Raw genomic sequence first — 13,303 nt, 5'->3', positions numbered from 1 at the left:
ACAGAAAAATATCAAATAGAAAATTCAGGAAAAATAAATCTTTCGGGAAAAAATGCAACGGGAATGCTTCTTGAAGGTAATGTAGTAGGAATTAATAGTGGAACAATTGAAGTTTCAGGAGATAACTCTATTGGAATATTAGTAGATACTAACGCTACTGCTATAAATAATGGAACAATAACTGGAAAGTCTAACGTAATTGAAGGTGTATTTGAAGAAGTAGAAACAGATGATGGTGAAAAAGAAGTATACACAACAAAGAAGAAATATGATTGGATAGAAGGAATGAGAGCGGAATCAGGAGCTGTTGCTACAAATAATAAATCAATAACAATAGATGGTTCTGGAGCTGGAATGTTAGCAAATTCAGCGAATTTAGAAAATAATGGAACTATAGACGTGAAATCAGGAAATCAAGAATATATTTCTGAAGTGTATGATAAAGATAGTGAATCAGTTCACAAAGAATCAGGAACATCAAAAGAAGATGTAGTTGGAATGATAGGTGAAGATGGTTCTAAAATTACAAATGGTGAAAAAGGTAAAATAGTTTTAGTTGGAAAAGGTCAAGGAATGTTGGCTGTTAACAATTCTGATGCAATAAATAAAGGCACTATAGAAGTAACTTCAGAAGAGGTTGAAGAGAATTATCATAGTCCAACTCATGAAAATAAACGTAATACTTGGACAGAAGTTGTTGGAATGGAGATAGAAGAGAATTCTACTGGAGTAAACAACGGAACTATAAACCTGGCAGGATCTGCAATTGGAATAAAAGCCTCAGAAAACTCTATAGCAACAAATGAAAATTATATTTATGGTGAAAGTATAGTTTTTCTTCAAAAACACTCAACCATAGATTCAGAAGGAAAGCTAGTTGAGTCTGAAAGTATAGAAGAAACAGAGATAATTGGAATGGAGATAGAAGAGGATTCTACTGGAGTAAATAACGGAACTATAGAACTGGCAGGATCTGGAATTGGAATGGAGATAAGATATAATTCTACTGGAGAAAACAATGGGTTAATAGTTATGGAGGGTAAAAATGTAATAGGGGCATATATATACTTTGATGGTAAATTTATAAATTCTGAAAAAGGAATTATTGAAGTAAAAGCAACAGAAAGAAGTGCTATTGGAATATATGGTAATTCATCTAGTTTCGGTGAAAAAATTATAATAGAAAATCATGGAACTATCAATGTAGAAGGAAATGGGGGTGGATATTTCGCCCCTATAGGTATTCAAGTTTTAGAGTCTGTTGGTAAATCAAGTATTCTAAATACAGGAGCTATAAATGTAATAGGTGATTATTCTATAGGAATAAAAATAGATAATGGAGATTTAATCAATAATGGTAAAGTGACTGTAAAAGGGAAAGAGTCTAAAGGAATTTATATCACTGGAAGTAATTCAACTGCAACAAACAATGGGGAAATAAATCTTTCTAATAGTGGTGATGGAATTCTTGCAATTAATGGAGCTAAAGCTATAAATGAAGGATTAATTTCTTTGAGTGGTCTTGGAAATGGAATGACTACAAGTTTTGGTGAAATTACTAATAAAAAAAATATAATAGTAGAATCACAAGTTCATGAAGATGGTTTGCTTGATTGGACTTTTGTAAATGGAATGTATGGAGACGGTAGTGTTAGTAATGATGGAAAAATTTCTGTAATCGGAGAAGGAGCGGGTGTAAGTGTAATAAACAATACAACAGCTAGTAATTCTGGAAAAATTTATATTGAAACTCTATCAGAGCCACATTCGGAAAATTCATTTGATAAAAGTTATGGAATGTTAGGAAACGAAAATTCTACTATAATAAATGAAAAATTAGGAGAAATATATATAGCAGATTCAGGTTGGGGAATGCGTATTGGTGATGGTGGAACAGCTGAAAATAAAGGCCTTATTTCATTAGAAAGAACTAAAGAGTATGCTGATAAGCTACAAGGAGGATTTTTAGTCGGAATATCTGCTGGAACAACTGATGGAACACTTAAACCAAAAATCTTAAATAGTGGGAAAATAGAAATTTCTGGGGATCAATTCATTGTACATGAAACAGAAAATTCAGCTTATGCTTCTGGTCAGATTATAGGGATTGATGGATTTGATATAGTTAATAATGGAGATATAATAATCGATAGTAATTTAGTTGTACAAAAAGATAATGAAATAATTGATCCAGATAATTCACCATTTAGTACTCGAGGAGCTATTGGAATAAATTCTAGCGGTATAGTTGAGAATAATAAATTAATACAGGTTACTGGAAATTATGCTATTGGAATATTGGTAACAGGAAGCACTGCACAAGCTACTAATAATGGAATCATAAACATAGATGGAGAAGGTTCATATGGAATGTATGCTGATCAGGGTTCTACAATTGTTAATGGATTAGAAGGAACAATAAAAGTTGGAGGGAGTGCAGCAGGAGGAATGTATGCTGAGTATGGAGCAATAGCAATAAATTATGGAACAATCAATATTCATAAAGATAACGTTGGTGGAGAAAGTATTGCCATGATGGGTTCTGGAACTCTCATAAACTCTGGAACGATAACAGCTGATACTGACCTATCGATCAATACTGTTAACAGTGGATCTTTTGTCATAGGAACATCAGAGAATGGAACTTATGGAAAAATAAGTGCTAAGAGTGTATCACTTAATGGAGATATAAAAGTATCTGCAAATATGACAAAAAATGGATTCAAAGATAGCTACACAATGCAGAATGTTGTAGATGCTGAAGAGATAACTTATGGAGATAATTTTAATTTCCAATCAACATCTTTACTTTATGACGCTGAAGCTATAACTGACAGATGGGGTAACTTGGATGGAAAATTGGTTAGAAATGAAAGTACTCTTTCTGATTTCACAGCTGGAAATTTAATATCTGTAGCAGATATCTTTGGAAAATATCAAAACGAAGAAGGATTTAAAACTCTTTCTAAAGATGCTCAGACAGTTCTTAAATCTATAGATACTGAATCAGTAGGAACTATAACTAATACTCTAAATGAATTAACTCCAAGTATTTATGCTAACTTAAGTTCTCAGATATTTAATATTGGAGAAGTTTTCAATTCTCAAGGAAGTAGTACAATATCTGGAATAGGAGAAAATAAAATTAATTTCTCACTGTTAGGAAAATATTCTGACGTAGATTCTAAAAATGGAATTGAAGGATACGAGTCTAAACTTAGTGGATTTATTGGAGCTATGGACTTAGGAAATGGAATGTTTGGAAACATCGGATATGGGTATAGCAATATAGATTATGATGATTCAGCTGATGGAAAAATAGAAACTATTCATTTAGGATTAAATAAATTAGCTCAAAAGAGAGAGTTTGATTACAAACTTGGATTATCTGGAGAGTATAATTTCCATGAGAACAGCAGAAAAATATCTACTCTTGGAAGAACAGCAGAATCTGATTTTGATTCATATAGAATCGGAGCAGTTGGAGAAATATCTAAGAAGTACGGAGAGGAAAGTTATGTAGAACCATTTGCTTCACTAGAAATAGCATATGGAAAATATGACACTATCTCTGAGACAGGAGCAAATGCTGCTAACACAAAAATAGAATCACAAGACTACACATCAGTTTTACCTAAAGTAGGAGTAACAGTTGGAAAAAATATAGATAAAATATCTCTATATGCTTCAGTAGATTACTCATATGAGTTAGGAAATATGGAAAAAGATCAGAAATTATCTTTTGAAGGATTCGAAGGGTCAGCATATTTACCTGAAAACCAAATGGAAAATGCTAAAACAACAACAAAAATTGGTATGGAGTATAAAGGTGAAATATTTAACTTCAATATCAATGCAGGAAAAGAGTTTGGAAAAAGAGATAACTCATTTGTTGGTGCAGGTGTAGGATACAAGTTTTAATTAAACAGAAATCATTAAGAATTTTGTAAAGGAAATACTAGTGATGAAAGAGGGGATAGAAGTAATATTCTATCCTCTTTTTCATTTCATTTAGATTTCATAGAAAAAGATCCTTTAAAAGGATCATTTGTTTTATCACAAAAGGAGCTAAAGTACTGGTTTTATTATTCTCTTAAGTGAGCCTTTGTCTATTTTAAAACTATTCAAGAAAAAAAGAACTTTAAATTTAAATTTTTTAAAGTTCTTTTAATAATTTTTTTTATTTTTTCTTAATTTTTAGTCGATTTTATTTAATTCACTTTTTTTAAATTTTTAGCTGCACTTTCTCCTGAAATTTTTCCAAATACTGTTATATCTGTAATAGCGTTACTTCCTAAACGATTTTTCCCATGAATATTTCCAGTAACCTCTCCAGCAGCAAATAATCCATCTATTGGATTTCCATTTTTGTCTAAAACTCTACCTTTTGAGTCTATTACTAATCCACCCATTGTATGATGAATAGCTGGAGTATTTTTTAAAATATAATATGGTCCCTCTTTAAATGCTACAAGTCCACCTCTTTTATTAAATTCTAAATCTTTTCCATTTTTAGCATACTCATTATATTTTTCAACAGTACCTCTTAACTCTTTTGCATCTATTCCAAAATGTTTTGCAGCTTCATCAATTGTGTCTGCTTTCACTAAAATTCCTCTTCTTAATAGAGCTTCATATTCCCCTTTGTGATGAACTGCTACTTCTGTTTTATCCAGTTGGGCTTGATCCCAGAATAAGTATCCTACCCCACCTATTTGTTTAGTTATGGCAAAAGAGATAATATCTCTTCTATCTAGCTCTTCAACAAAACGTTTTCCTTCTTTATTAACTAAAATTGCACTTCCTGCTAATCTTACATCTCCTGTATAAAGTAAGGCTCCGTTTTCTGGATCACAAACTGGATAAGTTTGAATAAACTCCATACCTTTTGTTACTGCTCCAACTTTTTCTCCCATTACTATTCCGTCACCAGTTATTCCAGTTGTATTTGTAGAAAGAATTTTTTCATCCATTCTTGGATCATGCTTTTTTCTCATCTCTATATTTGAACCGAATCCACCACTTGCTATAATCACTCCATTTTTCCCCATAAAATTATGCGTTTCTATTGGTGTTAGAGCTTTTACTCCAACTACTCTATTTCCTTCTGTTATTAATTCTACTGCATTCATCTCTAAGTGAACTGGAATTCCTAACTCTTTTGCTTTTATCATTAATTTTCCAATAATCTCTACACCACTTGCTCCATTCGGTACTAAACTTCTTTTAACTGAATGTCCACCAAAAAACATCTGTCTATCTTCAAATACAACGTTTACGTAATCTTTTAGCCATACTGCTCCATCTAATGCGTTATCAGCTAAAACTCTTACTAAATTAGGATTACTTTCATTATCTCCACCCTTCATTGTGTCATTGAAAAATTGATCTTTACTATCTTCTAGCCCTTCTTTTTTTTGTACCCAGTTCTCTGGTGCTGCATACTCTGCTCCAGAAATAAGTGTATTTCCTCCTGGAAAAGCCATTTTCTCTATAACAGTGACATTAGCTCCGTTTAGTTTAGCTTCTATTGCTGCAATTAATCCAGCTCCTCCAGCTCCAATAACAATAACATCATCTTTATGCTCTACCACTTTATCAGTGAATTTTTCTTTAGTCTCTTTAACTCTTCTTAGATCTGTTTTATATCCTGAAGATTTTATTGCGTTATTTATAGCTGCTATAATTCCTCTACTTGTTCCTGTTGCACCAGCTACGACATCTACTCCTAAACCTTGTGTTTGTAAAACTTTTTTTGGAATAATATTTACAGGTGCCTCTGATATTATTGGTGTATCTATATTTGAAATTACTTTTATATCTTCTATCTTATCTTTAGAGAGTTTTACCTCTACTTTTATCTCTCCTTTATATCCATTTGCACTTCCTAAGTATGTTCCTTCTTTAAAATTTTCTCCCATACTCAGATTCCCCATAACTACCATCAATGATAATAACAATAATCTTTTTTTCATTTAATCCCCCCATTTATATTCAACAATATATTCTATATTAATATATTTATAACTAAAAAAACGACATTTTTATTTTTTTAGACCGTATTTTAAATTATTAATTAATTTTTCTTTTTAATTTTCGTAATCGTAATATATACTCCGTTTAGTTCTACCTTTTGAATTCTATTTCTTCAACACAGCCTTTAGGGTTTTTATGTAAACAGTTGACGATTTTTTCTTTTGTTCGTTAAGAATCTCAAAGCCAACGCCTTGCTTTTGAAGGATCTCTCTTGCTGCCACTTCATCTTCTAAAGTTAAGCCAGTTTTCTTTTTAGGAGGCTCAGCTTCAAAAATAGAAAAATGAATCTCTATCTTTTCAATTTTTCTACGACCTTTGCCCTTCGTTTTTGATGGGAATCTATATATCATTTTCTTTTCTAACTCTGCTTTGGCTGGTTTGATAATTTTATCATTTGTTCTCCCTAATATATAAGCCTCAGGCACCTCTAAAACGTCACGGAATTGTTCTAGAAGTAGCCTGTTTAACAGCATACAAGCCTTTTGGCGTGCTTTCCAGCTATCCTCATCAACTCTAATAGCAGTATCTCCTGCTTTTTATGTTTTAACTCATTATCCCAATAATCTAGCTCTTTAATAGTTAGAGGTTATTTTTTCTTTGTTTTATCTCTAATGTTGATGTCATGTTTGTAAAAAAGAAACGGAATAAAAAGCGAAATAATCTCTATTTTCAAAGTTTCATCATTAATTTCTTGAGTTACAAAAAAAAATCCAGATATTCCATAACCTTTTTCTTTGTCAATTTCATAGCGTTTTGAAACTGTTAAACCAGGGATAAAATCGCTAAACTTCTCTTTTGTATAGGGTCTAGTTGTGGAAGCTTCCCATATCTCAAGCGATAACCCTCTCTTTAATTTCAAGGCCTTTGTTTCACTTATTAAACTCTTTTAATAACCACCCAAATACATTCACAAAAATATTTTTTGCAAAATAAATACGCAACCTATTTAACTGTTTATTAAATCCTATTTTCCCCATTTTTCACCTCAAAATTATAATTATCACTACAATATAGGGTTTATAATCTTATGCTCCACACATCCGAGTATTGATTTTGCTGGACTAACATGGTGGTGGTGTTTCTCTAGTAGTATTTAATAGTCTTTAAGGGTATTTAAATAGTAAAAATAAATAAAAAATTAGTGAACTATCCCATTCTAATTAGAGAAGGTGGTAATAGTTCATTTTTATTTTTAGATAATTTTAATTTTGAAGCTCTGATTTGCTCAAATTCATGAAAAAGATTGCATTCGACGGTTTTTTTGAGGGCTTTTAAGACTTTTGAAGGCCTATATTTTTCTACTGCTGGAAATATAACTTTGTCACAAAATTTTTCATGGTTACTGAATGACTTTTCAACCTTCTTTTTAAAAATTTAAAGATTGAAAAAATTTATCTTCAGGCTCACTTTCATTTTTATCTTTGTCTTTTATTTTTTCTATTGTTCTATTTCTTTCTATAAGGTTTCTATATTCTATTATTATATTGGCTAAATCTGGACAATCTTTTGTTAGAATTAACCAAGAATTTGCTGATTTAACCAACTTATTAACATCTTTTAGCAAATAATCTAGCAGATATTACCAAGGAGCATTGTCTAAATTAACCAAGTTTTCTTTTATTTTTTTTAACTCAGATTTCTTTTCTAAACTTAACATTAAGATCCAACCACGATAAGTTAAAGCATACGACATCGTATTCGTGACTCTTTTATTATTTTGATTTTTTATTAACAAATCATTTTTTACTAAATTTTTTATAAGAGTTCGAATTTCAGATCTTGAAAAGTATGGTTGAAACTCTTGAATTTTAGTACTAGACATTTTAAGCCATAGCTCATTATCAATATTTTTATCAAAAATTATTCTTTTTTTTGAAAGGTAATAGATGTTTTGTAAAAATATAGATTCATTAATTCCTATTTTTAAGGCTAAGTTTTCATTAAAAAAATGCATTTTTCCTCCTAAATTTCAAAATTTTTAAGACACGAATATAGCGTTTAAATATTTATATTATATATACCTCTCAATACTTAAATTGTCAAAAAATTTTTAAAGGTATTTATTATACAAAATATTGTATGATAAATGCAGAAGCAAAATGGATTTTAGAAGGTGAGATTGTATGGTGGGCTCTTTTATCAAATAGTTTCTCTTAAAACCTAAGAAATTTTTTTGTACTCAAAAGTAGATAGTTCAAAAGCTTCATCTCGAGTAGAATATCCTAAAGAACTATGACCTCTTTCTGACTTGTAAAAATTTAAATATGATTGGATTCATTTTTATAATTCCAGTGTTGTTTTATACTCATAAAGATATAAATAATCATATTTAATTGTTCTCCAAAATCTTTCTATCCAGATATTATCCAGGCAACGTCCTTTTCCATCCATACTTAATAAAGCGCCTGATGAAAGCACCATTTCGATAAACTCATTACTCCATATTGACTTCCTTGATCCGTATTTAATATTTCTGGTGAACCATAAGTTTTTACTGCATTTTTGTAACAATTAATACAAAAATCTTTAGATATACTGTTTTACAATTCCCAAGTTAATATTTTACGACTGTAAACATCAATTATTGCAGTTAAATACATAAAACCTGTCGGTGTTTTTAAATAGGTAATATCAGTTGAGCATACCATATTAGGCTTTTCATTCTTTATATTCTTCCAAAGATAAGGGAATTTTTGTGCTCTATCCATAGCTAACATCCTCCTAATAATTTTATTTTATGGTATAATTATACCTCAAAAATTTTCTTAAGGTAATGGGAAAGCTGTCTTAAATCGTTAATCAATTATACTTTTCCATAATCCTTCCATTTTATCATTCAATACCAATTTTACATATTTTCAATTTCTTCTTGTACTAATTTAGATATTTTTTCTTTAGTTAATTCTTTAGATAACATCATTGGAGTTATTTTAAAATAAACATTTTTTTGTAATTTTTTAACTTGTATATCTGTTAATTCAAACAAAAATTTAAATGTTTGAATTGTATCCTCAGCATATTTTTTGAAATTTGATAAACTTGACATATTATTCTTTATTATAATTTCAGGTTCTATTACATTAACTTCTTCAATTTTAATGTTTGTTTTTACTCGCGGATTTTTTAAAATGTATATAGAAATAAGATTGTTTTTAGCTGCTTTAAATGCTATTTTTTGGATTTTAGTATTTGAACCACATTCTTTAATATATTCAGAGTATACTTTTTCCTCTAACTCTATTTTTCTTTTATCTGCTAAACTATTGAAATATATTAAGGCTTGTTCTTTTTCAACACTAGTATATTGTTCTATCTTTACAAACTCATTTTCTGTATTATTTTTTATTTCTTTAACAACAACTTTTTCAATTTCAATTTCCCAATTCTCTTTAAGTGCTTTTAAAAAATAAGCTCTTATTTTTTCTACTTTATTTTTCTTTATATATTTTGCTACTTGAACAACACGTTGTAATCCGTACTCAAATATAGCATCACTTATAGTTTTAGGCATCGATTTTAAAGCTTTAGCTCTAGATGGTAGACATAATATTACAGCATCTATCATCTCTTTACTTGGAACTATCCCTGTTTTATTTGAAATCTCTTGTAAATTATTTTGTGTATTAGATATTAATGAATCTTCCATATCGCTTATAGTTAAAGCTGTTGCTATTTTTCTAAATTCATTTTTGTCTTCAAAAAATCTTCTTTGCTTTTCTTCTACATTTGTTTTACTAAATACTATTTTAATAGTTGAATTTTCCCAAGTAGTATTTTTTACTATTTCAAAACTTTCTACAAGGTTCAGACGTTGAAGTTCTAAAAAACTTTTTCTTAGAGTTTCTATAGTTCTGTAAAAATTTTTACTATCTGATTTAAGTGGAATTCTTTTTATCAAAAATATACTTTCTAGCTCGAGTTTTGTATTGTCAAATCTTAATTTTTCTATTAACATATAAAGTGTTCTTGCTGTTCCTGTACTAATATTAAGAAGAATATCACTATCATAAACTAAATATCCTTTTGATAATATATTTTCATAAAAATGGTCACTCATACTTATCTTATAAACTTCTTTAACTCTGTCATCACTTATTTCTTTTTTAAGATTTTCATTTATTTTTAATTTTAAATCTATAATTTCTATATTGAAAATATTTGTTCCAATTTCTCTATTTATTATTCCACGAGCAGAATTAGAATACATAGTATTTTTAAATGTATAATTAGTTTTATTTAGTCTTTTAATAGAATTTTTAATTTTTTTATAAGCATTGTTATCTTTATCATCTTTCATTTCTTTTTTAATTTCAAAATTAGCAACAATAAAAATTCTTGGAAAACCTCTTTTTTTCATTATTTTTGAAAGAGCTATAAAAACTCTTTCATCATATTCACCTGGAATAGTTTCTCCTAGTGTAGGAGTCACTTTTATATACATATCTCTATTTTCATTGAAATAATACTTTACTGCTTGATTTGGCTTTCTTTTAGTATTTCTTGAAAATAAAGGATGCTGTATTATGTTCATATCTATTCTTACAGAAGATGTATTTTTAATCATATTTTCATCTACAATCATATCTTCTTCTATCATATCTTCTTCTTTATAATCAAGAATTTCATCCTCTAAGATTTTTTTTAACATTTATCCCCCTCGTATAATGAAGATGTAGAATCTTCATCAATTTATTTGATATAATTTACTAAAGTACTGTGGATTATTGTTTCGCCCTATAGCTAGTTTAACTAGACTATTTCATTTAGGCTATAACCAGAGCTTTATACTAATTTGTTAATTAGTTAGATAACACTTGACGTTTTATATAGGACGAGGATACATTCAGTATAAAGCTTTAGTGGAAAACAAACAGTACTTTTAATATATTTCAAGGTGGTGAATTATGATCTATGTAGGAATCGATATCGCAAAAGATAAGCATGACTGCTACATTGTTACCTCTGATGGCGTTTTTATCAGCAATAATTTAAGAATCACAAATACTCTTGAAGGATTTAATACTCTTTATTCTATTATTTTCTCAAACTGTCAAGTCGCTAGTGATGTGCATATAGGGCTTGAATCCACTGGGCACTAAGGTATATAAATTTCTTGCGTACCAAGGGATACCAAATTACGGTATTTAATCCCCTTGCTGGAGCTTCTTTTAGGAAGTCTTAAACACTAAGAAAAACTAAAACTGACAAAATTGATGCTAAGTTTATTACTACCTTACTTTTCAACTCCGAACAAGCCCCAACAGCAATTGTATCTCATGAAATTAAAGAATTAAAATCTCTAACTAGACACCGTTATAGATTAATTGGACAGTGCACTAAATTAAAAGTTTCTGTCTCGCGTTTACTTACAATTCTATTTCCCGAACTCGGGACATTAATATGGTCAATACATCCAAAAGCTAGTTATGCTATGCTTTTAGAATATCCAATTGCTTATGATATTTCTGATTGTCATTTAACTAAATTAACTAATCTTTTATCCAAAACTTCTAAGGGAAAGTACGGAAAAGATAAGGCGATAGCTTTGAAAGAGCTTCTTATTCAAATGAAAACACCATTGATGAGTATTCTTGGAATATCTTATACTCTAGGATCAATTATATTATCTGAGATTGGCAATCATACAAGCTACGCTTTTAGTTGCAATGCGTGATCCTACATTCAAACTTTATCAAGAAAAAAAGAAAAGTGAAGGAAAACATCATTATGTTGCAATTAGTCATACATCTAAGAAGCTACTCAGAGTAATTTTTCATCTTTTAAAGAATAATATTAATTTTGTTCCACAGAACTAAAAAATTTAATGATTTTATTTTTTAAAAGGCGACTTTAAAATTTATCAAAAGTCGTCTCCTAGAAATACATCCATATTTTAAAAAAAATTCTAAAAAATATTTCAAAAAAATAAAATTATATACTTGACTTCATATAGTTAGTCTAACATAATTTATAATCTATATTTTTGTATCCCCACTATGTAGGTATATGTATGTTTTTTTACTTGTTTGGATTATTGAATAGCCTTATATTATCACACTTCTTTATTATTTGCAAATAAAAGTACCCCTATTTAGTGAGGGTATTTTTTATAAAAATTTATAATTTTAAAATATACACCTACATAGTGGGGATAAATATACCTATATAGTGTGGAGAGATACCCCTACATAGTGGGGAGAAGTATACCTACATAATGGGGATAGATAGCCCTATATGGTGGGGATAGATAAAACATCTTCAAAAGCTAATAAAATCAACGACTAGATAGTTATTTTTTTTAAAAAAAAGTTCAATGCAACAATTAAACTATATTAACTAAAAAAACAACTATAAACAATATTAAAATAAAAAAAAATATAAAATCAAAGAAATTGTTCTCTATAAATATCTTTCTAAAGCTGTTATAATTTATCTCAACATTTAAAACGGGAGAACCATTTAAGACAAATATACGAATTATATCAATGTTTTAAAAGGTTAGTAACAGTTGAAACAAACTTATAAAAATCAAAATTTAGTTTTTCTTTTTATAATTTTTTATGACAAAATAAGTTGATGTGAAAGCTAATGAAGTATTACTCAACTAAAGAAATGGTAAAAATTTAAAACGTAACAGCTCAAACATTGAGAAATTGGGACTCTAATGGAAAATTGATTCCACATCATAAAACAGATAGTGGATACATATTATTCAGAAGACCAAGAGTTTGTTGAAGATATAATCTAAATAGTTACTGTTTTTATTATATAAGGAAACTGTAGAAAAAAATTTGGTAAAAAAATATTAAAATATTTGAGATAGAACAAAAAAAATAGTATAATAATGTGAAAGCTCAAAGTTGTGAAAATACCGCAAGTGTAGTGCGGGTGAATAGTTATTTGAGTCAACGTATTAAGAAGAACTAGCTTTTGGAAATATCACACCGTATTTAATATGGAATATTTCTAAAAGAACAAGATCAGAGTTGCATTTAGGGCAAATTAATGGATTCATCTTAAAAGTTTTAAAAATATGTTCAGCCCAAGAAATTTTGTCTTTAAAAAGCTTAATTTTCTTGGGTTTTTTCTTTTTATGTCTTCTTGAATAAAGTCCGAATCTTCTAATCATTTTAAAATCTTTGGGAGGAATATGCAATAATAATCTTCCTATGAATTGATCTATAGAAAGAGTTAAATAAATTTTTTTATCTGAATTAACATAAAAACCAGTTTTGTACTTATTTGATATGATACCCATATAGGGCAC

Annotated in this window: 12 protein-coding genes and 2 pseudogenes; 5 read left to right on the top strand and 9 right to left on the bottom strand. The window is 28.9% G+C overall.

Features of this window, described 5'->3' with window-relative positions:
• On the top strand, positions 1–3,921 hold a 3,921-nt coding region (locus tag ACRCZX_RS00615), incomplete at its 5' end, for a hypothetical protein (protein ID WP_438581016.1).
• Between the two features lie 290 nt (positions 3,922–4,211).
• Here ACRCZX_RS00615 and ACRCZX_RS00610 read toward each other — a convergent pair.
• From ACRCZX_RS00610 to ACRCZX_RS00575, 8 genes are all read right to left on the bottom strand, one after another.
• Entirely contained in the window at positions 4,212–5,975 is a 1,764-nt protein-coding gene (locus ACRCZX_RS00610) for a flavocytochrome c (RefSeq protein WP_438581015.1), read from the bottom strand.
• 165 nt (positions 5,976–6,140) lie between these two features.
• Positions 6,141–6,509 (bottom strand): hypothetical protein, encoded by a 369-nt coding sequence (locus ACRCZX_RS00605; protein ID WP_438581014.1) that lies wholly within the window; start codon positions 6,507–6,509, stop codon positions 6,141–6,143.
• 113 nt (positions 6,510–6,622) lie between these two features.
• Complete coding sequence (locus ACRCZX_RS00600) at positions 6,623–6,895, bottom strand: hypothetical protein (RefSeq protein ID WP_438581013.1); 273 nt, start codon at positions 6,893–6,895, stop codon at positions 6,623–6,625.
• A 507-nt stretch (positions 6,896–7,402) separates the two neighbouring features.
• Complete coding sequence (locus ACRCZX_RS00595; RefSeq protein WP_438581012.1) at positions 7,403–7,579, bottom strand: hypothetical protein; 177 nt, start codon at positions 7,577–7,579, stop codon at positions 7,403–7,405.
• A gap of 36 nt (positions 7,580–7,615) precedes the next feature.
• Positions 7,616–7,990: a hypothetical protein gene (locus tag ACRCZX_RS00590; protein ID WP_438581011.1), complete on the bottom strand. Its 375-nt coding sequence runs from the start codon at positions 7,988–7,990 to the stop codon at positions 7,616–7,618.
• A gap of 326 nt (positions 7,991–8,316) precedes the next feature.
• Positions 8,317–8,457 (bottom strand): hypothetical protein, encoded by a 141-nt coding sequence (locus ACRCZX_RS00585; protein ID WP_438581010.1) that lies wholly within the window; start codon positions 8,455–8,457, stop codon positions 8,317–8,319.
• 119 nt (positions 8,458–8,576) lie between these two features.
• Positions 8,577–8,744: a DDE-type integrase/transposase/recombinase gene (locus ACRCZX_RS00580; RefSeq protein ID WP_438581009.1), complete on the bottom strand. Its 168-nt coding sequence runs from the start codon at positions 8,742–8,744 to the stop codon at positions 8,577–8,579.
• Positions 8,745–8,884: 140 nt separating this feature from the next.
• Positions 8,885–10,684: a replication initiator protein A gene (locus ACRCZX_RS00575; protein WP_438581008.1), complete on the bottom strand. Its 1,800-nt coding sequence runs from the start codon at positions 10,682–10,684 to the stop codon at positions 8,885–8,887.
• Positions 10,685–10,940: 256 nt separating this feature from the next.
• Between ACRCZX_RS00575 and ACRCZX_RS00570 the strand changes: the two genes are divergently transcribed.
• The 4 genes and pseudogenes from ACRCZX_RS00570 to ACRCZX_RS00555 all read left to right on the top strand — a co-directional run.
• Positions 10,941–11,135, top strand: coding sequence for an IS110 family transposase (locus tag ACRCZX_RS00570; protein WP_438581007.1), 195 nt, complete (start codon positions 10,941–10,943; stop codon positions 11,133–11,135).
• A gap of 98 nt (positions 11,136–11,233) precedes the next feature.
• Positions 11,234–11,407: pseudogene (locus tag ACRCZX_RS00565) on the top strand (IS110 family transposase); the annotation flags it as partial.
• Positions 11,408–11,467: 60 nt separating this feature from the next.
• Entirely contained in the window at positions 11,468–11,710 is a 243-nt protein-coding gene (locus ACRCZX_RS00560) for a hypothetical protein (protein WP_438581006.1), read from the top strand.
• A gap of 965 nt (positions 11,711–12,675) precedes the next feature.
• Positions 12,676–12,771 (top strand): annotated as a pseudogene (locus ACRCZX_RS00555) (hypothetical protein); the annotation flags it as partial.
• Between the two features lie 178 nt (positions 12,772–12,949).
• Here the strand turns inward: ACRCZX_RS00555 and ACRCZX_RS00550 are convergent.
• Complete coding sequence (locus tag ACRCZX_RS00550) at positions 12,950–13,294, bottom strand: transposase (RefSeq protein WP_438581005.1); 345 nt, start codon at positions 13,292–13,294, stop codon at positions 12,950–12,952.
• Between the last annotated feature and the right edge of the window lie 9 nt (positions 13,295–13,303).

This window comes from Cetobacterium sp. (assembly GCF_051658645.1).
Classification (GTDB): Bacteria; Fusobacteriota; Fusobacteriia; order Fusobacteriales; family Fusobacteriaceae; genus Cetobacterium_A.
Note: the sequence above shows the minus strand (reverse complement) of the source record. Positions and strands in the feature narration are given on the sequence as shown.

What these genes read in the sequence shown, in the direction of transcription:
- ACRCZX_RS00610 (WP_438581015.1), bottom strand. Translation starts at nt 5,975, where the DNA reads ATGAAAAAAAGATTATTGTTATTATCATTGATGGTAGTTATGGGGAAT.
- ACRCZX_RS00605 (WP_438581014.1), bottom strand. Translation starts at nt 6,509, where the DNA reads ATGCTGTTAAACAGGCTACTTCTAGAACAATTCCGTGACGTTTTAGAG.
- ACRCZX_RS00590 (WP_438581011.1), bottom strand. Translation starts at nt 7,990, where the DNA reads ATGCATTTTTTTAATGAAAACTTAGCCTTAAAAATAGGAATTAATGAA.
- ACRCZX_RS00585 (WP_438581010.1), bottom strand. Translation starts at nt 8,457, where the DNA reads ATGGTGCTTTCATCAGGCGCTTTATTAAGTATGGATGGAAAAGGACGT.
- ACRCZX_RS00580 (WP_438581009.1), bottom strand. Translation starts at nt 8,744, where the DNA reads ATGGATAGAGCACAAAAATTCCCTTATCTTTGGAAGAATATAAAGAAT.
- ACRCZX_RS00575 (WP_438581008.1), bottom strand. Translation starts at nt 10,684, where the DNA reads ATGTTAAAAAAAATCTTAGAGGATGAAATTCTTGATTATAAAGAAGAA.
- ACRCZX_RS00570 (WP_438581007.1), top strand. Translation starts at nt 10,941, where the DNA reads ATGATCTATGTAGGAATCGATATCGCAAAAGATAAGCATGACTGCTAC.
- ACRCZX_RS00560 (WP_438581006.1), top strand. Translation starts at nt 11,468, where the DNA reads ATGCTTTTAGAATATCCAATTGCTTATGATATTTCTGATTGTCATTTA.
- ACRCZX_RS00550 (WP_438581005.1), bottom strand. Translation starts at nt 13,294, where the DNA reads ATGGGTATCATATCAAATAAGTACAAAACTGGTTTTTATGTTAATTCA.